The sequence below is a fragment of the Streptomyces sp. NPDC111656 genome, assembly GCF_055656965.1.
The window spans coordinates 245,207-267,383 of sequence record NZ_JBVKCA010000015.1 but is presented as its reverse complement, the minus strand read 5'-3'; the positions used below and the strand labels follow the sequence as shown (position 1 = coordinate 267,383).

General features: G+C 69.9%; 24 protein-coding genes and 3 pseudogenes. 13 read left to right on the top strand and 14 right to left on the bottom strand.

Features of this window, described 5'->3' with window-relative positions; all coding sequences use genetic code 11:
* The first annotated feature begins 209 nt into the window (after nt 1-209).
* The 4 genes from ACZ7M3_RS36425 (at nt 210) to ACZ7M3_RS36410 (ending at nt 3,597) form a co-directional block, all read left to right on the top strand.
* Entirely contained in the window at nt 210-986 is a 777-nt protein-coding gene (locus tag ACZ7M3_RS36425) for a hypothetical protein (protein WP_472069098.1), read from the top strand.
* Nucleotides 987-1,954: 968 nt separating this feature from the next.
* Nucleotides 1,955-2,212: a hypothetical protein gene (locus tag ACZ7M3_RS36420; RefSeq protein WP_143605076.1), complete on the top strand. Its 258-nt coding sequence runs from the start codon at nt 1,955-1,957 to the stop codon at nt 2,210-2,212.
* Nucleotides 2,187-2,720 carry a DUF6879 family protein gene (locus ACZ7M3_RS36415; protein ID WP_472069096.1) on the top strand — a complete coding sequence of 178 codons (534 nt, stop codon included), beginning with the start codon at nt 2,187-2,189 and terminating at the stop codon, nt 2,718-2,720. The genes ACZ7M3_RS36420 and ACZ7M3_RS36415 overlap by 26 nt, the downstream gene beginning before the upstream one ends.
* Before the next feature lie 25 nt (nt 2,721-2,745).
* Nucleotides 2,746-3,597 (top strand): helix-turn-helix domain-containing protein, encoded by an 852-nt coding sequence (locus ACZ7M3_RS36410; protein ID WP_472069094.1) that lies wholly within the window; start codon nt 2,746-2,748, stop codon nt 3,595-3,597.
* Between the two features lie 466 nt (nt 3,598-4,063).
* Here the strand turns inward: ACZ7M3_RS36410 and ACZ7M3_RS36405 are convergent, their stop codons facing one another.
* From ACZ7M3_RS36405 to ACZ7M3_RS36395, 3 genes and pseudogenes are all read right to left on the bottom strand, one after another.
* A complete protein-coding gene (locus ACZ7M3_RS36405; protein WP_472069092.1) occupies nt 4,064-4,636 on the bottom strand; it encodes an HNH endonuclease family protein in 573 nt (190 codons plus the stop codon).
* Nucleotides 4,637-4,773: 137 nt separating this feature from the next.
* Nucleotides 4,774-5,313, bottom strand: a complete 540-nt coding sequence (locus ACZ7M3_RS36400; protein ID WP_472069090.1) for an AAA family ATPase — start codon at nt 5,311-5,313, stop codon at nt 4,774-4,776.
* Nucleotides 5,314-5,408: 95 nt separating this feature from the next.
* Nucleotides 5,409-5,665: pseudogene (locus ACZ7M3_RS36395) on the bottom strand (MarR family transcriptional regulator); the annotation flags it as partial.
* A gap of 46 nt (nt 5,666-5,711) precedes the next feature.
* Between ACZ7M3_RS36395 and ACZ7M3_RS36390 the strand changes: the two are divergent.
* The 3 genes and pseudogenes from ACZ7M3_RS36390 to ACZ7M3_RS36380 form a co-directional block, all read left to right on the top strand.
* Complete coding sequence (locus ACZ7M3_RS36390; RefSeq protein WP_472069088.1) at nt 5,712-6,596, top strand: NmrA/HSCARG family protein; 885 nt, start codon at nt 5,712-5,714, stop codon at nt 6,594-6,596.
* Nucleotides 6,597-6,650: 54 nt separating this feature from the next.
* Nucleotides 6,651-6,896 (top strand): annotated as a pseudogene (locus ACZ7M3_RS36385) (heavy metal transporter CzcB); the annotation flags it as partial.
* Between the two features lie 9 nt (nt 6,897-6,905).
* A pseudogene (locus ACZ7M3_RS36380) lies at nt 6,906-7,019 on the top strand (flavoprotein); the annotation flags it as partial.
* 12 nt (nt 7,020-7,031) lie between these two features.
* On the opposite strand, the gene ACZ7M3_RS36375 reads toward ACZ7M3_RS36380, so the two are convergent.
* From ACZ7M3_RS36375 to ACZ7M3_RS36360, 4 genes are all read right to left on the bottom strand, one after another.
* Nucleotides 7,032-7,265: a hypothetical protein gene (locus tag ACZ7M3_RS36375; protein WP_472069086.1), complete on the bottom strand. Its 234-nt coding sequence runs from the start codon at nt 7,263-7,265 to the stop codon at nt 7,032-7,034.
* Between the two features lie 322 nt (nt 7,266-7,587).
* On the bottom strand, nt 7,588-8,217 hold the full coding sequence (locus tag ACZ7M3_RS36370) for a class I SAM-dependent methyltransferase (RefSeq protein WP_472069084.1): 630 nt from the start codon (nt 8,215-8,217) through the stop codon (nt 7,588-7,590).
* 243 nt (nt 8,218-8,460) lie between these two features.
* Nucleotides 8,461-9,057, bottom strand: a complete 597-nt coding sequence (locus ACZ7M3_RS36365; protein ID WP_472069082.1) for an NADPH-dependent F420 reductase — start codon at nt 9,055-9,057, stop codon at nt 8,461-8,463.
* Nucleotides 9,058-9,105: 48 nt separating this feature from the next.
* Entirely contained in the window at nt 9,106-9,945 is an 840-nt protein-coding gene (locus ACZ7M3_RS36360) for an inositol monophosphatase family protein (protein ID WP_472069080.1), read from the bottom strand.
* A gap of 135 nt (nt 9,946-10,080) precedes the next feature.
* Between ACZ7M3_RS36360 and ACZ7M3_RS36355 the strand changes: the two genes are divergently transcribed.
* Nucleotides 10,081-10,986, top strand: coding sequence for a LysR family transcriptional regulator (locus ACZ7M3_RS36355; RefSeq protein WP_472069078.1), 906 nt, complete (start codon nt 10,081-10,083; stop codon nt 10,984-10,986).
* 469 nt (nt 10,987-11,455) lie between these two features.
* Nucleotides 11,456-11,644, top strand: coding sequence for a hypothetical protein (locus tag ACZ7M3_RS36350; RefSeq protein ID WP_472069077.1), 189 nt, complete (start codon nt 11,456-11,458; stop codon nt 11,642-11,644).
* On the opposite strand, the gene ACZ7M3_RS36345 is transcribed toward ACZ7M3_RS36350, so the two are convergent.
* Both ACZ7M3_RS36345 and ACZ7M3_RS36340 read right to left on the bottom strand, forming a co-directional pair.
* Nucleotides 11,645-12,850: a low temperature requirement protein A gene (locus ACZ7M3_RS36345; RefSeq protein ID WP_472069076.1), complete on the bottom strand. Its 1,206-nt coding sequence runs from the start codon at nt 12,848-12,850 to the stop codon at nt 11,645-11,647.
* Nucleotides 12,851-12,879: 29 nt separating this feature from the next.
* Nucleotides 12,880-13,782 carry an MBL fold metallo-hydrolase gene (locus tag ACZ7M3_RS36340; RefSeq protein WP_472069074.1) on the bottom strand — a complete coding sequence of 301 codons (903 nt, stop codon included), beginning with the start codon at nt 13,780-13,782 and terminating at the stop codon, nt 12,880-12,882.
* Nucleotides 13,783-13,904: 122 nt separating this feature from the next.
* Here ACZ7M3_RS36340 and ACZ7M3_RS36335 point away from each other — a divergent pair, with 122 nt between their 5' ends.
* Both ACZ7M3_RS36335 and ACZ7M3_RS36330 read left to right on the top strand, forming a co-directional pair.
* On the top strand, nt 13,905-14,735 hold the full coding sequence (locus ACZ7M3_RS36335; RefSeq protein WP_472069072.1) for an aldo/keto reductase: 831 nt from the start codon (nt 13,905-13,907) through the stop codon (nt 14,733-14,735).
* A gap of 28 nt (nt 14,736-14,763) precedes the next feature.
* The gene (locus tag ACZ7M3_RS36330) at nt 14,764-15,207 is read left to right on the top strand and encodes a tautomerase family protein (RefSeq protein ID WP_472069070.1); all 444 of its coding nucleotides are present in this window, start codon (nt 14,764-14,766) and stop codon (nt 15,205-15,207) included.
* Between the two features lie 30 nt (nt 15,208-15,237).
* Here ACZ7M3_RS36330 and ACZ7M3_RS36325 read toward each other — a convergent pair whose 3' ends face one another.
* Together ACZ7M3_RS36325 and ACZ7M3_RS36320 are read right to left on the bottom strand one after the other, a co-directional pair.
* On the bottom strand, nt 15,238-15,876 hold the full coding sequence (locus ACZ7M3_RS36325) for an alpha/beta hydrolase (protein ID WP_472069068.1): 639 nt from the start codon (nt 15,874-15,876) through the stop codon (nt 15,238-15,240).
* A complete protein-coding gene (locus tag ACZ7M3_RS36320) occupies nt 15,873-16,763 on the bottom strand; it encodes an alpha/beta fold hydrolase (RefSeq protein ID WP_472069066.1) in 891 nt (296 codons plus the stop codon). The genes ACZ7M3_RS36325 and ACZ7M3_RS36320 overlap by 4 nt, the downstream gene beginning before the upstream one ends.
* A gap of 63 nt (nt 16,764-16,826) precedes the next feature.
* On the opposite strand from ACZ7M3_RS36320, the gene ACZ7M3_RS36315 reads away from it, so the two are divergent.
* Nucleotides 16,827-17,075, top strand: a complete 249-nt coding sequence (locus ACZ7M3_RS36315) for a hypothetical protein (RefSeq protein ID WP_472069064.1) — start codon at nt 16,827-16,829, stop codon at nt 17,073-17,075.
* An 8-nt stretch (nt 17,076-17,083) separates the two neighbouring features.
* Here the strand turns inward: ACZ7M3_RS36315 and ACZ7M3_RS36310 are convergent, their stop codons facing one another.
* Complete coding sequence (locus ACZ7M3_RS36310) at nt 17,084-17,968, bottom strand: alpha/beta fold hydrolase (protein WP_472069062.1); 885 nt, start codon at nt 17,966-17,968, stop codon at nt 17,084-17,086.
* 151 nt (nt 17,969-18,119) lie between these two features.
* On the opposite strand from ACZ7M3_RS36310, the gene ACZ7M3_RS36305 reads away from it, so the two are divergent.
* The gene (locus tag ACZ7M3_RS36305) at nt 18,120-20,873 is read left to right on the top strand and encodes a helix-turn-helix transcriptional regulator (protein ID WP_472069060.1); all 2,754 of its coding nucleotides are present in this window, start codon (nt 18,120-18,122) and stop codon (nt 20,871-20,873) included.
* Nucleotides 20,874-21,110: 237 nt separating this feature from the next.
* On the opposite strand, the gene ACZ7M3_RS36300 is transcribed toward ACZ7M3_RS36305, so the two are convergent.
* Both ACZ7M3_RS36300 and ACZ7M3_RS36295 read right to left on the bottom strand, forming a co-directional pair.
* Nucleotides 21,111-21,491, bottom strand: a complete 381-nt coding sequence (locus ACZ7M3_RS36300) for an anti-sigma factor antagonist (RefSeq protein WP_054234267.1) — start codon at nt 21,489-21,491, stop codon at nt 21,111-21,113.
* Nucleotides 21,492-21,655: 164 nt separating this feature from the next.
* The gene (locus ACZ7M3_RS36295) at nt 21,656-22,093 is read right to left on the bottom strand and encodes a MarR family winged helix-turn-helix transcriptional regulator (protein ID WP_095850940.1); all 438 of its coding nucleotides are present in this window, start codon (nt 22,091-22,093) and stop codon (nt 21,656-21,658) included.
* Between the last annotated feature and the right edge of the window lie 84 nt (nt 22,094-22,177).

Below are 22,177 nucleotides of genomic sequence, written 5' to 3'. Positions count from 1 at the left end.
CGGTCGGCCGGTACTCGCTGGCCTACGGCTCGCAGTACCGCTGCTCAGCGTGCGACGCATGGCTGTGCGCGGGCTGCGGCGACAGGCCCGTGGCAGGCGCAGGTGTCCGCTGCGGCGTGTGCTCCGTCCCGCAGGAGTCAACGGGTCCGCAGGTATTCCGTCCCCCCGTCGTGCTCCCCGGGCCAGTGAGCGAGGCGCGGTGCATCCGGATGTTGAAGACCAAGGCGCGCCGCTGTTCGAGCGGGCCGACAGACTGGCCAGCGATCCCGGGAGAGCCGGCGCCCGTTGCTGCCTGTTGGACCCACCTCAGCAAAGAGGAGCGCGAGAACTGCACCCGGGCACGGGGCCTCAGGCGCGCGGAACGGGCGAGGATCTGGGCAGAGGGAGAGCCGGAACGGCGACGCTGCGCTGCCGAAGCCGATACCGAACGGCGCGCGCGGCTGGCAGCGTGTCCGTGCGACGAGGAGTTGCCCGAAGAAGTGGGAACGTACTCCGCGGACTACGCCGCCCCGAACCGCTGCAAGGGGTGCGACTCCTGGCTGTGTGGGTCGTGCGACCGGGTACGCGTGGCGACCGAGGGTGCTCAGTGCGAGACCTGCCGCCCACAAGTCACGGCACCCGTACGGAACGGCGATCGCGCAGAGGAGGACGGCCCCTACTACCGGATCACAGTGGGTGGCCTGGAATGCTTCGAGATGGCGATGCGCCTGTTGATCCGCGCGGGGGCACACAACGGAGGTAGCCCCCGTGTATTCGCGGTACACCTCCCGATCTGCGACAGCCAGATGGAAGCACTGGATGCCCTGAAAACGTTCGACCATGGACCGGACGCGGGGAGCATTGAGGTGGAGCTGGTGCCCGAAGGTGCGAAGGCGACGGTGGACCCGGGTCTGCCGGAGCCGGACCTGTCCGGCCTGGGGGACATCGACAACTGGTGGTACTCCAACGGATACCCCTCCGACGACAAGAGGCGTCGGCTGCAGTGAGCCGGGTCAGAGCCAACTACAACACGAACGTCCTGTTCGGCGCCCGCGGCGGCTCCTTCGTGCTGGTGGCGAGCGCGAGGAAGCCTAGGCCGCGCGCAAGCGGCCCCAGCCGGGTCGGCGTCCGGTCGGGGCCTGGGCCCACCGGCCCGAATGGGCTGGGGTGCCGGGGGTCTACCGACTTGTGCGGCTGTACGGGTGCCAGGGCCCGCCGTTGCCGTCCTTCGGACGGTGTCCAGGCCGTTCGGTGCAGTGGATGCCGCGAATCGGGTGCTCGGCCCCGCAGCAGCCGCCGAGGCCGCGGGCGTGACGGGGCAGGGTCGTCTTGCTTACCAGATCTCTCCTGCCTGCGAGGGGCGCCGGGGTCGCCTCGGGCAGTCGGGCCCGCACTCGTACACCTCGATGCTCAGGTCGTGGGCGCCACTCATCCCGGCGGCGCGGCCAGCTGACCGGGCGCCGCGCGTGAGCCGGGTGTTGCACCAGCAGCAGGCATGTCCCGAGTACTGAGCCGCGTTCAGTCCGCGCGCGGGTGGCGGCTTCGGCGTCCAGATCATGGCCGGTCGGCGAGCGCAATCAGGCCACGCTTTTCCCGGCAGGGCGCGCGCGTACAGGGCGATGGGCGGGGCGCTGTTGCGCTCGATCGCGTCGACCAGGATCGCGGTCTCCGACGGGCCTTTGTGCCAATGGCACCAGCGGTGACGCTGCGGACTGTCGGTGATGCTCGCGGTGTGCGTAGGCTGCGCCATGTCGACTCCAACCAGTCGGCCATCCCCGGGACCGTTCGCGCGGTCGCCGGGCTTTGTCGTTCCTCCTGACGCTAGAGACGTGATGTGTACCGCTGTCAGGCTTGTGCACGGTTGTGCGCATGAACGACCGGCTAGGGGACAAGGCAGGTTCGCGCCCTTGACCAGCCAGCCCGTGCAGGTGACGTTGATGCACATCAGTGCACGCGCTATCAGGGGAGGAAAGTCATTGCCTTACTGTTCATCGGCATCGACCCGGAGACGGGACAGAGCGGGTCGCCCACCGCGTGGGTCGACACCGAGACCGCCGACATCGTGTTCCAGAGCTACACCGCGGATGCCAAGACCCGAGAGCAGTGCCAGGAGAACACTGCGCCCGGACACGACAAGGGCATCCCCGACCACGAGACCGTCATCCGAATCCCCGTCCAACTCGTCCCGCTGCTGAGGGAGGCCTGCGATGCCGCAGAACGAGCTGCGCTTTAACGATCTCCTCGAGGCCGCCCAACACTCCGCCGTGCACCTGGAGATGCGCGACTCCTACGGTGTCGGCGACGAGGAAGACGACTACCAGCAGTGGAAGCAGACAGGCCTGCGCGACGCCGACCCCGGCTCCGCCTACTGGGCGCCGTGGGTCGACCTGATCCAGCGGACCACCGCCCGCGGCGTCACCGTCCGGCGGGCTCGTGTCGTCTCTGAGCCGGTCACCGACTACATCCGGTACGAGCACGCAGGCGCCGGCGTCAACGTGCACGCAGGCGAACAGGTTCGCTGGCTACCCCGCAGCCAGGCCGTCAACCTGCTGCTGCCAGGCTGCGACCTGTGGATCTTCGACGGAGCCCGCGCGCTGTTCAACCACTTCACCGGCGACGGCGACTGGGCTGACCCCCCGCTCGAACTCCGCACCGAACCTGGCATCGTCAAGCAGTGCACCGACGCCTTCGAGACCGTATGGGAACGCGCCACCCCACACGACCAGTACGAGATCCACTGACAGGAAGCAACGGACAGGCCGGCTCATGCCCCTCTCACCCTCGTCCTCGGCCCAGGCCGCGCGCGAAAGCGTAGCCGCGCAGCTGCGCGCCATCCGCAAGGACGCCGATCTGACGGTCGCAGAGCTGGCCAGCCTGTGCGGCTGGCATCATGCCAAAACGTCGCGCATCGAGAACGCCAAGACCCCGCCGTCACCGACCGACATCCGCCGCTGGTGCGCCACCTGCCGAGCCGAGACACGCGCCGACGACCTGGTGGCCGCGTCCCTCAACGCGGAGTCCCTGTATACCGAATGGCGACGGCGCACCCGCATGGGCCTGCGGCAGCTCCAGGACAGCTACGTGCAACTGTTCCGCTCCACCGGACTGTTCAGGATCTACTCGCCGACCCTCGTGCCTGGGCTCCTCCAGACGGAGGGCTACAGTCGCGCCCTGCTCAGCAGCAACGCCCGCCTCCTCGACATCCCCGATGACGCCGAGAGTGCCGCAGCCGCACGCGTCGAGCGGTCCAAGGTCATCCACGGGCCGGGCCACCGGTTCGTCCTCGTCATCGAAGAGGGCGTCCTGCGCTACCAGCTCGGTGACCATGACACGATGGCGGCCCAGCTCGGCTACCTGCTCACGGCAGGCGCGCTCCCGTCGGTGTCGCTCGGCATCATCCCCGACGCCACACCGCAGCGGATCCTGTGGCCGCAGGAGTTGTTCCACGTCTACGACGACACCCTCGTATCCGTCGAGTTGCTGTCCGCGCAGGTCAACATCACGCAACCCGGCGAGATCGCCCTGTACCTGGCCGCGTTCGAAGAGCTGCGCAGCATGGCCGTGTACGGGGCTGAGGCGCGCGCCCTGGTCGTGAAGGCCATCGAAGCTCTGCGCTGACCCCGACATGCGAAAGCGGCCCGTCCCTCCGTGTGGAGAGACAGGCCGCTGATTTCGTTACCCGGCAACGTGGCGTACTTGAAGGCGGTCACCAGGCAGTCCTGCGCCGCAACGGCGTACTCCTTGGCGAGCGCACCGAAGATGTCGAAGACACTGGCACCGCGACGGACGTGTCCGCCGGCCGCTGCCCCGTGCGTAGAGTGGCCGCCAGTCCACAGATGACCGGGGAACTGAGGCGCAGGACTGCTCTGCCGCCGACCTGGCAATCCTCCGGCTGCTGCGCACAACGCCGCCCCTGGCCTGGTCCGGGTCGCCGACGAGGACCAGAGGACCCTGCAGGCGAGGCAGTGGCCTGGGACAAGCTCCGCTACGAGACCGCCAGCAGGTGACGGCCGCTGGAGGCGGCGAACCGGGCAGGCAGCAGAACGACGTGCCGGCAGCGGCTGGCTGGCCTCAGCGGCGCCTGTCAGCCCCCGTACACGCTCTGCCAGTGCTCAAGAGCGGGAAGCGTGTGCGTGCCGACCACGAACTCGGCACGACGCGGATCAAGCCGGTGCATCGCATGCACCACATCGACGAAGGGCGAGTCGAACAGTGCCTGGGCCAGCCTGTCAGCCTCCGCGTCGCCCGCCTGGCGCAGGTTGTGCCAGTCCCGCAGGTTGGAACAGGCAAGACAGAAGGCGTCTTTACGGCCCCGGCCGAGATCCGGCCGGTTGAGGCCGAAGACACGGATGGTGTGTTTGCCCTTCTCGCTGTAGGAGTCGTACTCGCCGCACCGCAACAGCAGATACAGATGATCGGCCGGATCGTCGGCGGTCGGATCGACCAGGAGACAGTCACCGGCCGCGTCGACCGGATACTGGTCCCGTTTGAGGTTGCTGTTGCAGAACGAACAGGCAAGTAGATGGTTGTCCCAGGTGAAAACACGCAGCGGCGCCAGTTTGAGAGGCTGGAAATGGTCGATGTCGGTGCCGCGGCTGTCGTCGCAGTACATACACCGCGCACAGCCGTGGGCCATCGACTCCAGCAGAGTCTTCACATGCCTCTTCGGAGCGGCGGCGACAGTCCACTCGGCGCGCGCTGCCTCGCTTGTCGCACCAGCGCTGTGTACTCGGTCCGCCCACTGCGTCAGCAGCCTCTGCGTGTTCGCCGGGGCGGGAAGCCGCTGGAGGGCAATCACCGCTCCTGCTCCAGCCGCGCGGCGACTTCGGCGACCCGGCTCTGCACGGAGCTGGTCAGCAGGTCACTCAGCACGTGGTACTCGCTGATCTCCTGGGGGCCAGCAGTACCCGCGTACACCTTGCGCTCCAACGTCACGAGCCTTCGCCGACGCACTTCGGCCCGGTCCGAGTACGGAGTCTCCAGACCGAACAGTTCTGACAGCACGGTGTCGTCAGCGCTGCCGTAGACCACACGCCGGTACAGGTCTTCGCCGACCACGGCAGGTGGCTGGTCCTCCTCCGGGCCCGGGAGGCGGATCAGCCCTCCTTCATCGGCGGCCTGGCAGATGTAGGGGCTGTGGGTGGTGACGATGAACTGAATGTTGGGGAAGTGGTCGCGCAGCCAGTCCCCGATCTGACGCTGCCACGTCACGTGCAGGTGCGCGTCCACCTCGTCGATCAGGACGACGCCGGGCTGCAGGACGGCGGGCCGCCCGTCGCCGGTCAGCCCGGTCTGCAAGTGCCCGTAGGAGTGGCCAGCGTCGGAACTGGTCACCTCACTACTGCCAGCGCCTTTGGGTCCGCCGAGTCGCCGCCCGCAGCGTCCTGCCCATGGAGTCGAGGTGAGCCCCGCCCTCGGCGTGGGCTGCCGAACGTCGCCTGGCAGGCCTCGGCGAGCGAGTCCCAGAACGCGCCGAGGCGCTGCATGGCGGCAGGCGCCGGCTGGACCAGCACCCGTCGCCGGTCCTGCTCGTCGCGCTGCCGGGTGACGTACCCGGCCTTCTCCAAGCGGTCGACCAGCCTGGTCGCCGATCCGCTGGTGAGGCCGGTCAACTCGGGTTGAGGTACTGCGCGTCCGTCGGGTGCATTCCCAGGTGGTCGGCCACCGCCTGGTCGTCTCGGGGCAAGGGTTAATATCTGCGTGGCGCAGAGAATGTCTTGTACATTGGCTGCATGACGCAGAGAATCTACCAATCCACCGTCGCTGTCACCGGCGCGACCGGCGCCCAGGGCGGCGCTACCGCTCGGGCCCTGCTCGGCCACGGGTTACGGGTCCGCGCGCTGACCCGTAACCCGTCGTCCGCGGCCGCCGAGCAGTTGCGCCGGCTCGGCGCGGAGGTGGTGTACGCCGACTTCGACGACCGCGTCGGCCTGGATGCCGCGCTCGCCGGGGCCGACGCACTGTTCGCGATGTCCACGCCCTTCGGCACCGACATCGACGCCGAGGTGCGGCAGGCGGTCGCGCTGCTCGACGCCGCCGCCGCGAGCGGGACCGTCCGGCACATCGTGTTCACCTCGGCCGCCAACGCGGACCGCGGCACCGGCATCCCCCACTTCGACAGCAAGCACCGCATCGAGCTCCACCTGCGGAGCCTGGGCATCCCCTGGACGGTTATCGCCCCGGGTGTCTTCATGGACAACTACACCGGCGAGTGGACGATGAGCGGCCTGCGCGAGGGCCGGTTCGCCCTGCCTCTGCCCGCCGACCTCCCGCTGCCGTTCATCTCGGCCGTCGACATCGGCGCGTTCGCGGCGCTCGCCCTCCGGCATCCCGAGGAGTTCGCCGGGCGGCGCATCGACCTCGCCTCCGATCGTGTGACGTGTTCCGAGATCGCCGAGACCCTCTCCACCGCCTGCGGTCGTCCGATCGAATTCGCGCCGGTCCCCGTCGCCGAGATCGAGGCGTACTCCGCCGATCTGGCCACCATGTTCCGCTACTTCGCCGGTACCGGTCTCGACGTGGACGTCGAAGGGCTGCGGCGCGACCACCCCGAGGTGGGCTGGCGGAGCTTCGCCGACTGGGCAGCCGCCCAGCACTGGGATCTGGAGGCCCGGTAAAGGCGAAGGGGCCCATCGCCATCGAGACGGCGATGGGCCCCTTCTGGTGCTGAGAGAGCAGCCGCTGAACTCTCGCGCTCCGGCGACCCGATGGTCCTGGCCTCCAGCGTCCGCGTGCAGGCCCACGTCCTGGCCCGCGAGAAACACACCGCTCAAGCCGTCACTCTCGTCCGCCACACAGCTGACCAGCTCACCGGTTCGTACGACCTGCGCTCCCCGAAGTACCCGGCTGCGGTCGGACTCTTGCTGCGGCGCGGGGTGACCGCGGCCAGTGGGCGCGGCGACCGCGCGGCAACCGAGGGGGATCCTCTCCTTGTCGGGACGTACGAGCCCCACAAGCCCAAGGCCGGCGGTGGGTCCGACCGCTTCCGCTGGGAAGAGGCGCTGGATCTCCTGGAACCACACCTCGCTCTTCGCCGATAACCGGGCTGGTGGTCAGGGGCTTTCCTCGTCGTCCTTCTTGGGCAGGACCCGCAGGGCCATGACGGTGCCGTCGTCGCCGAAGGAGACGGGACCCCATAGCAGAGCCGTGGTGCTGGTCGGATAGGTGTCGCGTAGGTCGTACGTCCGGTTCCGGTACGTCTCGACCTCACCCTTGACCAGCAGCTCGTACAGTTCCTCGGCGATGCCGGAGAACGCCTCCACGCGGACCCGGTTGAGGCGGAACACCTGATCCGTTCCGACGCCTGCGCTTGACTGGCATCCGCAACGAGGAGCTCCTGGAGCTGACCCGCCACAGCGTCACCGAATACCGGCCCAGGAGGGATGGCTCGGTGAGATCGAAGGAATCCAAGTCAGCCTAGCCAGCGCAGAGGAGAAGCTCACCCAGCTCGATGCAGAGCAAGTCCGTCAACGCCAAGTGATCGATCTCGGCATGCCCTGCTCCAGCCAGATCGCGACACGAATCAGTACGGCAAGAGGACCTTCAAGTTGGCCGAGCCTCGTCCACGCGGATGATCTACACCACCCGACCCAGGCCACGCCCCACGCCCTACGGGCGGCGAGCCAGCACATGGGTGTCGAGGAAGCCCCGCTCGGACGCTGGGTCGTGGCGCAGCCGGGCGAACGTGACGAGCCCGGCCGCGGCCAGCAGCTCGGCGAACCGTTCCACCGGCCAGCTATAGGCGGGCGTCACCTTATGGTCGAAGCGGACCGGCTCCGGTCCCTCGGTCCCGAAGAAGGACACCAGGAGCAGGCCCCCTGGTGCCAGGACAGGCACCTGCTCGGCGAGCAGCGCGGGCAATTCCCCAGGTGGGGTATGGATGATCGAGTAGTGGGCCGGCACTCCGCCGAGTGCGCCGTCCTCGACCGCCAGGGCCTCCATTCGCGCTTCGTCGAACCGCAGCGCCGGAAGGGCCCGCCGAGCGTGGTCGACCATGGCCGGGGAGAGGTCGAGCCTGAAGGCGTCCAGCCCCAAGTCGTGCAGCATGGCCGTCAGATGACCGGGGCCGCACCCGACGTCTGCTACCCGCAGGTTCCCCGTGGCACGCACGAACTCGGTGAAGGTGGCGATCATGTTCCGCGCGAACGGCCGCGTCTCCAACTGACTGGTGAACATCGAGGCATACAGGTCGACGACCCCGTCGTAGGCCGCCCTGGTCTCGTCCTGATGGCTCAACACGGGAAGGAAACCAGCACCCGCACTGTTCGCAGCCGTTCTCCGGCCTCATTCTGGCGCTTCCCCTCGGGACTGATCGTCCCGTCACCTGATCACGGGACATCCTCCTTAGTTCAGAGAAGAACTCGGCTCGGCCTTGTCTGCCATCACCGCCGTCCTCGGTGATGGGCTTGAATTCGAGCTCGTCGCGTAGGGCGATGTGGTGACGCTCGTGGTGTAGGGAGCCCTGGCCTGTCTGTGTGCGGATCAGCGGGCGATCGAGATCGCGAACGGTGCGAATCCGCTGGACCGGATCACGTGCGGTACGAACAAGATCGCGGCCTCGACAGCCCGCGCGGTCTCGATCCCGCCGAGGTCTGTGATCCACTCCTGGTGCCAGCCGAGGTCCAGGAGAAGCCCGTGGACGACCTGCTTGGCCTCCGGGTCCTTGCCGGAGAGGAAAGCGGTTGGCGTCTGGGCGAGCGCGGCGGGGGCGGTCATCACCGAGTGAAGCATCGTGTTGAGCGTCTTGACGACGAGCGTCTCGGGCAGCGCGTCTTGGAGTTGCTCCGCGAGACTTGAGCCGGGGTAGAGCAGATCGGCGGGCAGTCCGTCCGGTCCGTCGACAGTGGCGTTGGAGACGTCCACGAGGATCTTGCCCCGCAGCTCCGTGCGCAGTGCGGCGAGCCGCTCCAGCGAGCCGGCGCCCGGCGTGGCGTTGATGACGATCTGCGCTGTGCGGACGGCATCGGCGGCAGCGCCTGGCGAGCGGTCCGCCACGGTCACCTCGTGCCCGGCCCGAGTGAGGGCGGTGGCCAGGCCGCCGCCTACGCGGCCGCCGCCGAGAACGGTGATGTTGCTCATGCTGAACTGGTCCTCCTGGTCTTTCTGGTTCTCGCAAGTGGTCAGGGGTCAGCGGGAGAGCGTGGCGACCGCATCGGCGTGCACGCCGGATGCCGCGGCCAGGAAGCTCTCGCTCTCCGGGGTCCAGGGGTGGCCCTCGGCGTCGGAGATCCGTCCGCCGGCCTCCGTGACGAGCAGCGCCCCGGGAAGCAGGTCCGCGCGGGCCCCGGCGAACTGCCAGAAGGCGTCGATCCGGCCTGCGGCCACGTTGAGCAGGTGCAGGGTGGCGGGCACGGATGTCCGCACCACGAGCGCGTCGAGGAGCATCTCGGTGATCGAGGAGCCGACGCGCCGTACGACCTTCTCGTCCTCGTCCGGCCTTGCCTGGCTCGTGGCCACGATGCTCAGGCCGAGGTCCGTGGTCCCGGACACGTGCAGCGGCCGGCCGTCGAGGTGGGCGCCGGCACCGGTGAGCGCGGTGTAGGTCTCGCCGGTCAACGGCAGGTGGACCGCGGTGAGCACCGGCTGGTTGTCGCGCACGAGGGTCGCGGTCACCGCCCACTCCGGCAGGGCGTGCAGGTGGTTGACGTTGCCTTCGGCCGGGTCCACGACCCACCATTCGCCGGACGGCAGAGCGCCGCCCGCCAGCTCGTCCTCCACCCAGCGGGCGTCCGGGCGCAGGGCTGTGAGGCGGGGGCGCAGGACGTCGAGGGCCGTGTCGTCGTTGGCGGCGAGCGCGCGCATCAGCTCTTCGCGGCTCTGGTAGCGGACCACGTCGCCGAAGCGCTCCCGCAGCGCCGAGCCCGCCGCGCGTACGGCGATCGCGGTCTGTGCGAGCAGGTCGGCGTCGGAGGTGGGGGCGGAGTCGGCGGCTGCGCTACTACCGGTGTTCTGAATCGACTCGGGCATGGCGGTACTCCCATCTGAGCAGGGGTGATCGAGACCAATCGGGCGAGAACCGGGTTCCTTTGCGCCCGCATCTCGAAGGTAGGAGCGGCCATCATTAACTTCAAGTGCATGTAAAGCACGGCTAGGATGACTCCCATGCAATTGGATCTGAATCTGCTCGCCGCGCTCGACGCTCTCCTGGAGGAAGGCAGCGTGGCCGGCGCCGCCGACCGCCTGCACGTCACCGCCCCCGCGATGAGCCGCAGCCTCGGCCGGATCCGCCGCACGACGGGGGACCAGATCCTGGTGCGCACCGGGCGCACGATGACCCCGACGCCGTACGCGATCGCCGTCCGGGAACAGGTGCACGACCTGCTCCAGCAGGTCCGGGGCGTGCTGGCGCCGAGCCGTGAACTCGACCTCGCGACGCTCGAACGCACCTTCACACTCCGCTGGCACGACGCACTCGTCGCCCTCAGCGGCCCCGCGCTTCTCGCTGCCGTGCGTGAGCAGGCGCCGGGTGCGCGGCTGCGCTTCATCGCGGAATCGAGCATCGACACACCCGAGTTGCGCCGCGGCGAGGTCGACCTCGCCGCGAACGCGGACCGCCCGACCGCACCCGAGATCCGCGCCGATCGGGTGGCCGAGACCCAGCACGTCATCGTCGTACGGCGGGGACACCCGCTCACCCGTGTCAAGGCCGTCACCGCCGCGCGGTACGCCGCGGCCGAGCACATCACCGTCTCGCGGCGCGGAAGGCTCGGCAACATCCTCGACGACGCTCTCGCGCGGCTGGACCTCACCCGACATGTGGTGGCGACCGCGCCCACCGAAAGAGCCGCGTTCGAGTTCGTGCGAGGCTCCGACCTCCTCGTCACCGCCCCGGAATCCACGGCGCGTTCGGCCGCCGCGGATCTCGGCCTGGTCCTGCTCCCGCTCCCGCTCGATCTGCCGCCGGCCCCGGTGTACCTGTCATGGCATCAGCGCTATGACACCGACCCCGCACACATCTGGCTACGCGATCTGGCACGGACCGCGTTGACCAGTGCGATGACGCGATGAGAGGACAGCGCCAGACGGCACGTCGACCCCTGCTGACGCACAGAACCAGTCCGTCATCGAGGGCTTCCGTCCCTGGTGACCCGATTCCCCGATCTCGACCTCGCGGTTCCGGCAACCGAGCTGACCTGGCGTCACGACTTCATGCGCGGTCTGAGCCACCTGCCCGTTCGGATGCGGGCCCGGACGCGTCCGGTGCCCGGCAGACCGAATTGACCGGTATCCGCCCGGGAGGATCCGTGACCATCCGTGTTCCTTCGACGGCATCGAGGCGCCCGCCGTGCCGCTCGTGCGCGCGGGCGGATGCTTGGTTGTCGCTGGTCATGAGTTGTTGACGCGTGAAGTCTGACGTGCCGAACAGGGTTGGTCACCAGACAGCCTGACCCCCTCGGCACACCGGGCCTGAGGGGATCAGGCTGCACCTGCCGAACCCGGCTCGTCGTGGTGGTTGTGGACGAGGGGCAGGAAGAGCTTGTCGACGATCGACCGGATGCGTGCGGGCTTCACCGTCCCGTCCGGCGCCCTGACCGAGGAGGGTCGCAAGACCGTTCAGCGCGACCTGGCCGCCGTACTGCTGTTGCGGTTGTGTACGTGTGGGGCCTGGCAGGAGCTCCGCGGACGCGCGCTGTCAGAGCACGAAGTTCGTCCCGGCGTCGAGTGATCAGTCCGTCCGCCGCACGGCCCAGGTCTTCATTGCCGCCAGCGCCGCGGTGATCACGGCCATCAGGGGCACGGCCGCGGAGGTCCAGGCCGCGGCCAGCACCAGAACCGCGGCCACGGGCGAGGCCGCGACGGTGGGACCGCGCAGCGGCGGGCCTACGCGCAGCCACCAGACCGTCGCGATCCAGGCGGCGAGGGGTATGCCGACGACCAAGCCCTGCTGCAGGTGTGTGACGTGCGCGTGGCCGATCAGGGCGTCGACGGCGACGGCGAGTCCGGCGCCGATCGCCGCGGTCGAGGCGAAGACGAGGTAGTGGCCGTAGCCCCAGATGATCGTCGTGGGCATGGAGCGCAGCATGCGCTGGGTGGTCCGGTCGAAGTAGAGCCACCACAGGCTGAAGATGAGCAGCAGACCGCTGCCGGCCAGGACCAGCAGGTCGACGTCGGTGCCGCCGCGCGAGTCGGCCGCGGTCTGCACGGCGACGGTCGCGGCCAGCACCGCCTCGCCGAGCACGATCATGGTGAACAGCCCGAACCGCTCGGTGATGTGCTCCGGGTGAAAGGGCGTCACCTGCGCCCGCTCGGCCCAGATCGGGACCAGCAACTCGCCCACGGCCACCGCCAGCCCGACATAGAGGTACGTCGGCTGGTCGAAGGCGAGGCGAGCGACCCATCCGGCCTGTACCAGGGCGTAGCCGACGGCGTACCGCAGGGCGGTCGTGCGCCCTTCCGGATCGGCCCTGGCCGCCCGCAGCCACTGCATGACCATGGCCAGCCGCAGGATCACGTAGCCAAGGGTGATGACGAGATAGTCGCCGGACTCGAAGGCCCGGGGTACGCCGGCGGCCAAGGTCAGCGCCCCGGCGATCTGCACCATGGTCAGCAGGCGATAGGGGTCGTCGTCGTTGTCGTACGCGGAGGCGAACCAGGTGAAGTTCGCCCAGGCCCACCAGATCGCGAAGAACACCCAGAGGTAGTTGCCCACGGCATGGCCGAGGTGCCCGCCGCTCAGGTCGTGATGCAGATGGGAGGCGGCCTGCGCGACAGCGGCGACGAAACAGAGGTCGAAGAACAGTTCCAGCGGGGTGGAGGACCGGTACGCCTCGTCGGTCCGGCGGGCCGTCATTCTGCGCAGGTTCAGCACCCGCGCGCCGCGGCCCTCAGCGGCCGGTTCCAGGCCGACCGCTTCTCTGGTCTCCCCGGGCATGGTTCGGCGATCCGTTCTGGCTGTCCGTGTCAGGTTCCGGTGCCGAGCAGGTCGTGGGCCGCGACCCACAGGGTGTAGGGGTTCGCCAGCTCGGGATGGGCGGCCGTCATGCGGTCGATGAGCTCGCTGGGTGCGGAGCTGCGTTCCAGCGCCGTCTCGAAATCGGCCAGGTAGCGGCGGCTTTCGTCGATCTGGCGGCGGGCGTCGTCGTCGGGGGACCGTGGATCGCGGTGGCCGGCGATCAGGGTGTCGGCCTCCAGCGCCGCCACGGCGTCCAGCGCCCGCGCCCAGTCGGCCCGGGAGTCCGGTGTCGATCCCATCAGCCACATGTGCGTCCGGTTGTAGACGACGTCACCGGAGACGACCAGGCTCAGGTCCGGGACATGGACGACGCTGGAATGCACGGTGTCGGTGGTCCCGACCGGGATCACCGCGGCCGACGATCCTCCGATCGGGATCGTGCGGCCGGCCAGCGGCCCGGGCGGGACGGGCTTGCCGGTCAACTGGCCGGGGAAGAACCCGCCCCAGATCTGCATGTACCCCGCTGAGATCTGCTCCTGCATCGCGGGGATGGACTCGGCCAGGGCCACCGGCCTCGCCTGCGGGAACGCCGCCAGGATCTCCGTCAGCCCGAGGAGGTGGTCGGCGTGCGGATGGGTGATGTACACGTACTCGGGCTCGCAGTCGTGGGACTTCACCCACGCCGCCAGCTCCCGGCCCTCTCGCACGGTGATGAGGCAGTCGATCAGCACGGCACCGTCGTCATCGCTGATCAGCGTCGCTGTGGACGGCGGCCAGGTCGCCGGGCCCACCACCTCCTCGAATCCCGGTACCGCACTCGGGATCGGCTTGGGATCCACCACGAACACGTCGAAGTCAAGGCTCATCGTCTTCTCCGGTTCTCCGGCATCGCTGACTCGGCTGGACCTCATGGTCACTCCGGGGGACGGCGGCGGAGTATCAGCATGTTGACTGCACTGCGAGCCCGAGCCGCGGCCGGTTGCAGTCATGTTGCTGATACCTCCCCACGGTGCGTTGCCGGATGCTGGTGCTCATGAACCTGAACGCAGCCACATCCGGGGGCGGCGCGCGCCTGCTGGCGGACGGGAACCAGGTGCCGGTGCTCGGCCTCGGCGTCTGGCAGGTGCCGGCCGGGCGCGAGTGCGTCAACGCCGTGCGCTGGGCGCTCGACGCCGGTTACCGGCATATCGACACGGCTCAGGCATACGGCAACGAGGAAGGCGTCGGTCGCGCCCTCCGCGACAGCGGCGTACCGCGCGACCAGGTGTTCGTCACCACGAAGTTCCATCCGCGGGGCGACGATCCGGTCGCCCAGGCAGAAGACAGCCTTCGTCGTCTCGGCCTGGAGCAGGTCGACCTCTACCTGGTCCACTGGCCCGAGGGCGGCCCGACCCGGGCCTGGGCCGGGATGGAACGTACCCAGGAGCGGGGACTGGCCCGTTCCATCGGGGTCTCCAACTACGACGCGGCCGAACTCGAGGCCGTGATCGCCGCGGGAACCGTTCCGCCCGCCGTCAATCAGATCCTGTTCAACCCGCGGCACCGTCGGCGGGCGCTCCTGGACGCCTGCGGCCGGTTCGACGTCGCTGTCGAGGCCTACAGCCCGCTGGGCACCGGCCGGTACGTCGACGACACCACCGTGGCCGGGATCGCCCGACGGACGGGCCGGACACCGGCACAGGTGCTACTGCGCTGGGGCCTGCAGCACGGACTCGTGGTCGTGGCGAAATCAACGCACCGCGACCGCATCCACGAGAACGCGCAGATCCACGACTTCACCCTGTCGGCCGAGGACATGGCCGAACTCGACGCGCTCGACCGGACCGACGGCACCGACCGCGCGCTCGAAGCCAAGTGGTGGTAGCACCCAAGAAGCACCCGAGGAGTACGTAATGCCCATGATCGACGTGTACGCCACAGCGGGCACCTTCACGGACGGGCACCAGCTCGCCAAGGACCTCGCTGCCACCCTGATGGCCATCGAGAAGGTTCCGGACATCCCGATGTTCCGCCAGAACACCGCGGCCTTCCTCCACGAGTTGCCGGCAGGCGACCTGTCGAACGTCGACGGCGCGTCCCACTACGTACGCGTGCAGGTGCTGACCAACGCGGGTGCTCTCGACCGCGACCAACAGATCGCGGTGGTGAGCCGGTTCACCGGCATGGTCGCGGAGGCCGCCGACGACCCGACGCTCGCGGACCGCACCTGGGTGTTGCTGACCGAGGCCGTGCCCGGTGGGTGGGGTCTGGGCGGTCACGCGCACACCAACGACGAACTCGTCGCCGCGGCGCGCAAGCAGATCGCGGAGCTGCAGGCGATGGCCGGCGACCAGTGATGTACCGGGGACCACTGAGGTAGGCGACGATCACGCCTGTTCGTGGATCCAGGCTTTCGCCAGCGTGGTCCATATCGCGGCCTCGCCGGCCTTCCGGGCGAGGCCGAGGCTGTGCGGGCCGTGGGCGAACACGTGGACGGCGTGGGGGACTTGGCCGGCCGCGAGCGCCGCGGCAAGGCGGTAGGTGTGTTCGGCGGGGACATAGGGGTCCTCCGCGGTGTGCCAGACGAAGAACGGCGGCGACTGGGGCGTGACCAGCGCGTCCAGCGATGTCGACCGGCGCAGCTCGGGGCCGGCGTCCTCGCCGAGAAGGATCACCCGGGCCGGACGGTAGGTCTCGGTCTCCATCGAGGTGATGGCGTAACCGAGCACGGCGAAGTCCACCGCCTCATCGGGCGGGGCGCCCGGCGAGAGGGCGGCCAGCCCGGCCAGATGACCTCCCGCGGAGAACCCGACGAGACCGATGCGCTGTGCGCCGGCCGCCCGCCGGCGGCGGATCTCGGCGCGCAGCGCGTTGAGCGGCTCCGGGTGCCGGGCGCGGAGCGGATAGCGGAACACACTCGCCCGCACGCCTATGTCGCCGAGCCAGTCCACCGCCGGCTCGGCCTCGTGCGAAGCGTGTTCGGCGTACCCGCCGCCGGGCAGGACGATCATGTGGGTGCCGGTCATCGGGGACCGCCGAGGAAGGCGTCGACGTCCGCGGCGAATTCCGCGTGGTGCTGGAACAGGAACCCGTGCGCCGAGTCGGGATAGATCTTCACGCGGGCCTGCGGGATCAGACCCGCGAGCAGGTGGGAGTAGTGCGGCAGGATCATCGGGTCGCTGTCGCCGTTCGCCACGAACACGGGCATCCTCAGGCAGCTGAGCCGCTGGAGCTTCGCGTGATCGGGGATCCCCCACGTGCACACCGCGTCGTACTGCGCCTCGCGGGTCGCCCAGTCGGTCGCCGTGTCCCGGTCTTCGCTCCGGGCGCCGTAGATCCGCTGCAGGGTTTGCCGGCCGGCCTGCAGGCTTGCCGGGGACCCGGTGAAGAAGACGCTCAGGTATTCCTCGGGGCTGGTCTCAGGGTTGCCGACAGCGTCGATGACCTCAGGGGCCCAGCCGTGCATGCCGACGGCGCCCCGCGGCGCCGACGAGGCGAGGACCAGCCTTCTGACGAGCGCCGGCCTGGTCAGGGCGATCTGCTGCGCGACGAAGCTGCCGAGGGAGAATCCCAGGACATCGACCGGGCCCTGGCCGGGGCCCAGGGCTCCGCTCGCCCCGCTCGCCTCGATGAAGGCGATGGCGTCGTGTGCCATCCGGTCCGCGGTGTTCGGAGTCGTCCCGGTGGAGCCGCCGACTCCGGCGTTGTCGAAGGCGATGACACGCCGGGCCGGTGCCAGCGCGTCGATCAGCGCCGGATCCCAGTTGTCGAGGTTTCCACGGAAGTGCTGGAGAAGGACCAGCGGCACACCGGCGTCGTCGTCCGTCGGGCCGGTGTCGCGGTACGCGTAGTCGATGCCGTTCGCGGCCTTGATCCGCTCGTTCGGCAGACCTGAGTACGAGTTGAGCTCCATGACCCGAGCGAATCAGTCGCGGCGCGGCGGCGGAATCCGCATGTTGACTGCACCGGGCCGCCGTTGGGGAGGTGCAGTCAACATGCGGATACCGGCGACCGGGCCTGGGACGCCTCCTTCGAGGTCGCGGTCACCGCCTCGCCGTTCGCCACCTACGCGTGTGTCGACTCCTGGCCGGCCGACTTCCGCGACGACCTGCCGAAGATCGACGCCGCTCTCAGGCTGGTCGGCGTCGAGGGCGGCCCGCACACCATCCGCTGGACGCACCACGAAGAGGTCAACCAGGCTCTGCTGGAGTTCCTCGCCGCCTGACGTACGCGTCACAGGGCTCGCAGAAAGGCGACGAGCAGTTGGTTGACCTGGGCGGCGTGCGTCCAGATGATCGCGTGCCCGCCGTCCGGGATCACCGCGAGGCGGGCGTCGGCCAGCATCACGGCCAGGCGGTTCCCGGTCGCGCCGGGCGGCATGACCCTGTCCTGAGCGCCCTGCACGATCAGGACGGGGATCGTGATGCGGGCGACGTCGTCGCGGAAGTCCTCCCGCCAAGCGACCGCGCAGCCCAGGGCCGCGACCGCGGACACCCGGAGCGCGACGTGGAAGCTGTTCTGCCACGCCTGGTCGCTCACCCGGCTCCCGCCGAGCAGGTCGGTGGTGCGGTAGTCGGTGTGGTAGTAGTCGATGTTGTAGTACCGGTCCAGGTAGGCCTTGATCGCCGCCGGGCGGTCGGCGGACAGCTCGCCGAGGAAGGCGTCGAGGACGCCCGGGGCGATGCCCTCCGGGTTGGTGTCGGACCGGGGCAGGAACGGCGGCAGAGGCGCCAGCAGCGCCGCGCCGCGCACCCGCCGCTGCCCGTACGTTCCCAGGTACCGGGTCAGTTCCCCGGTGCCGGAGCAGCAGCCGACGAGCACCGCGTCCAGCACATCCAGGACTTCCAGCAGTGTGTTCAGGTCCGCGGCCAGCGTGTCGTAGTCGTAGCCCACCGCCGGCCGGCCCGAGTCGCCGCCGCCGCGCCGGTCGTAGCTGATGACGCGGTACCCGGCCATCAGCAGGGCCGCCTCCTGCTTCTCCCACGAGCGCCCGTCGGCGAGGTAGCCGTGGACCAGGACGACGGGCGGGCCCGCGCCGTGGTCCTCGTAGTGGATCCGGATGTCACCGGTGTTCTCCCGGCCGACCACGACATACGGCATCACGAACCCGCGTTCCATCGCGCCCGGGGGACAGCATCCATACACTCAACCCTGTGCCGCGCAGCGGCCGTCCGGTATCCGCAACCTGACTGCACACGGCCTCGCGTGAGCGGATCACCTTGGCTGTGCGCGGGCCTGTATTCGGCCGAGTGAGGGTGGCGTTTCCGCGATGACCCGCAAGGACACCGACGTGATCGGGCGGCGGGAGGAGCTGTCCCTGCTGCGGGAACTGATCGCCCCGCCCCACAAGGAGAGCCACGTTCTGCTGCTCCTGGGCGATCCGGGTCTGGGCAAGACCGTCCTGCTGGCCGAAGCCGCGCGCGAGGCCAAGGCGGCGGGGATGCGGGTGCTGGCGACCACCGGCAGGGAGTCGGAGCAGGACCTGGCGTTCGCCGGGCTGTACCAGCTGCTGCGCCCGGTCCTTGACCGCGTGGCCCGCCTGCCGACCCGCCAGGCCGAGGCGCTGCGCGGTGCGTTCGGGCTCTGTGACGACCCCGCGCCGCCCGACGCCCTGCTCACCGGGATCGCCGTACTCACCCTGCTGTCCGAGCTGTCCGACGAGCAGCCGCTACTGGTGACAGCCGACGACACGCAATGGCTCGACCGTGCCTCCCTCGACGCGCTCGCCTTCGCCGCCCGCCGCCTGGAATCGGAGCAGCTCGTGCTGCTGGCGGGCGCCCGCGGGAACGTACCTCCCGCCGGTTTGGAGCGGGACCTGCCGCAGCTCCTGCTGCGACCACTCACCCGGCCGGACGCGGGCCTGCTCCTGGACGCGCAACCGCGTCCGCCGCACGGTCGGCTGCGTGAACAGGTGCTGGCCCAGGCGGTCGGCAACCCACTGGCGCTGATCGAGCTGGCCAGGGTGATCGCCACGGATCCCGACGCGGGGCGCCGATGGACCGCCGAGCCGCTGCCGTTGACCGGGCAGCTGACCGCCCTCATGGCCGCCCAGTACGTCACGCTGCCCCCGGCGGCCCGATCCGCGCTGCTGCTCGCCGCGGCCGCCGACAGCCCGGACCTGACCACGGCGATACCGGGGCTTTCCGCCGACGCGCTCGCCCCGGCGGAAGCGGCGGGCCTGATCCGGCTGGACACGCCGGGCCCGCGGTTCGCCCATCCGCTCACCCGGTCGGCCGTCTACCATGCCGCGCCCTTCGCCGAGCGGGCCGCGGCGCACCGACAGGTCGCCGACGCGCTCCGCGACCAGCCCGACCGCCATGCCTGGCACCTGGCGGCCGCCACGCTGGAACCCGACGAGCACCTGGCCGCGCTGCTCGAAGACAGCGCGGCCCAGGCACAGCGCCGCGGCGGCGCCGCCGCGGCGGCACGCGCCCTCGAACGCGCCGCCGAGCTCAGCCCCGGCGAACCCGACAAGGCCCGGCTGCTGTTGGCCGCCGCCGAACTCGCCCTGCCCGCCGGACAGGCCGACTGGGTACGCGAACTGGCGGGCAAGGTACTCACGCTGACCTCCGACCCGGACCTGCGCATCGCCGCCCGGCTGGACATCGGCTGGTCGCTGCTGTGGTCCAACCGCAACGCCGACGCGTTCGACACACTCCTGTCCGTCGTCGCCGAGGCATCCCCGAGGCTGCCGGCCATCGCGTGGCAGGCCGCTTGGATGGCCGCCACGGTCGCCCACCAGACCGGACTCCCCGAAGTCTGCGCCCAGGCACGTGCCGCCCTCGACCTGCTCGACTCCCGGGTCGGGCCACCGCCGTCGGCCGAGGACCGGCCCGCCGGCCGCGCCGACGAGTACCGGATCTGGATCCGGGCCTGCACGGACCCGTTCGGCGAAAGAGCCGACATCGTCCCCCTCCTGCGGCGCACAGCGGGAGGATCCCTCTCGGACCCGGGTACGTTCGGCGCGGCGGCCTGGGTCCTGGACGAAACCGAACTGGCGGTCAGGGTGCTGCGCGAAGCCCTCAGCCGGCTGCGCGCCCCGGGCGTCCGCGGTGCCAGCGGCGGCGTGCTGTCGGCACTGGAATGGGCATGCGTCGACAGCGGGCGCTGGGACGACGCACTCGCCGCAGCCCGAGAGGCGGGCGACATCGCCGCCGCCTACAAGATGGCAACCGTCGCGGGCTCGGCCGACCTCACCACGGCCGTCGTGGCGGCCATGCGCGGCGAACACGACCAGGTGGCACCGCTGCTGGCCCGCGTGCGCGCCGCCGTGGACACGGGCGAATACCGCGGGTTCGCCGCCAGGATCTGGCAGACGGCAGGTCTCGCCGCACTGGCCCAGGGCAACTACGTGACCGCGTACGCGCAGCTCAGCCGGCTCTTCGCCGCCGACGGCACACCCCTGCACCATCACTTCTCGTACCTGACCGTCGCCGACCTCGCCGCTGCGGCGGTGCGCGCCGAACGGCGCCTCGAAGCACGTACGTTGGTGGAGCGCGCGCTGGCTCGCGTGGCCCCCGCGCCCGGGCCGCGCCTGGAACAACTCACGGCCCGCGCCCGCGGACTGCTCGCCGAGCCCGACAGCGCCGAGGCCCACTTCGCCGCGCCCCTGGCCGATCCCACCGGAGACACGTGGCCGTTCGAACGGGCCCAGCTTCAGCTGGACTACGGGGAATGGCTGCGCCGGCAGCGACGGATCAACGACGCCAAGCCCATCCTCGTGACCGCCCTGGAAACGTTCCGCCGTCTGGGCGCGGCACCGTGGACCCGGCGCGCGGAATCCGAGCTGCGTGCCTGCGGCGTAACGGTGCAAGTCCCGCGGGGCGCCCCGGGCGCGCTGGACGGCCTCACCGCTCAACAGCGCGAGATCGTCATCCTCGCCGGACACGGCCTGACCAACGGCGAGATCGCCGACCGTCTGTTCCTCTCCCCCCGCACCGTCGCCTCACACCTGTACCGCTCCTATCCCAAGCTCGGCATCGCCGGCCGTCGCCAACTCCGCGACATCATCGACCAGCTGTAACTGCCCGTCGCGTAGCGGCCGGTGAGGTCGCAGAGGAGGACGCGATCGGCCGCGGCCGGAGGGAGCCGGGAGAGGTCCAGCGGGCCACGTGTGAGAGGAAGGTGCGGCTGGGGGAGTGGCTGGTGGGTGCTGTCCGGCACGGTGGGGTCGTCTCGCAAGAACGCGGACGTCACCCAGACCCGCCAAAACCACGGGCGGTACCGGCAGAGTCCTCCAGGAATGCAAGGGCGGCAGGGGTCATAACGTGCCCGACGTGGCCTCCGGCTGCCCCAGCGCCGCGTCCAGCGATGCCGAGGGCGGCAGGAGCCGGGCCAGGCCGGTCACCTTGAGGACGCGTAACGTCAGCGGCCGGGTGCAGACCAGGTGCAGTCGGCCGCCCCGGTCGAGAACGCGGCTCCTGGCGCGGTACAGCAGTCGCAGCCCGGAGCAGTCGAAGAACTCCACGGGCCGCAGGTCGATCACGATCTGCGGCTCCGGGTGCCCCGTCACGGCGTCCAGGTACGGCGTGATCTCCAGCGCCGCGACGATGTCGATCTCTCCGTGGAACTCCAGCACCGTGTGACCCCGGTCCAGGCGGACGCGCAGATGACGGGTGGGCGGTGCGGGGTCGTACGTCACGGCGACATCGCCTCCAACCGGCTGCTGACCCACTCCTGGTGGCAGGGCCCGCAAAACCGTTCCCTGCTCTGCAAGTTACCCTCGTTGGAGTGAATTCCAGCATGTTCGATTGACATATGTCTGCGATTTGGCGGGCGAGTCGCCCCTCAGGTCGGCCACGCGGATCACGACAGAGCGTGCCACGCCTTGGACAGGGCCTGGCGGAACTGATCCGTCTGGTGTGCGCTGAGCTCGCGCACCATGCGTTCCTCCAGCTCACGTACCGCGTCGGTGTACCGCGCCAGTAGCTCGCGCCCCTCGTCGGTGAGCAGGATCAGCAGCTCGCGCCGGTTGTGCGGATTGCGCTCGCGGCGGATCAGTCCGCGGTTCTCCAGTGAGCGCACCAGGTCGGCCATCGACTGCGCGGTCACGAAGGAGTCCCGGGCGAGCTGTGCCGCCGAGAGGCCGTCGTGCCGCTCCAGCACGGTGAGCGACGTGTACTGCAGTGCGGTGATCCCCGCCGGCTTCACCAGTTCGTCGAGGTGGGAGCGCACGACGAGCTCCACCTGCTTGACCATGTAGAGCAGGGACGGAGGTGCCTTCGTTGCCTGGGTGCCGACCATGGGTTCAGCCTAAGCCATTGACAGGAATCCTGTCCGTAAAGAGACTGCGAACCGAGACTGCGAACCAACAGGAATCCTGTTGGT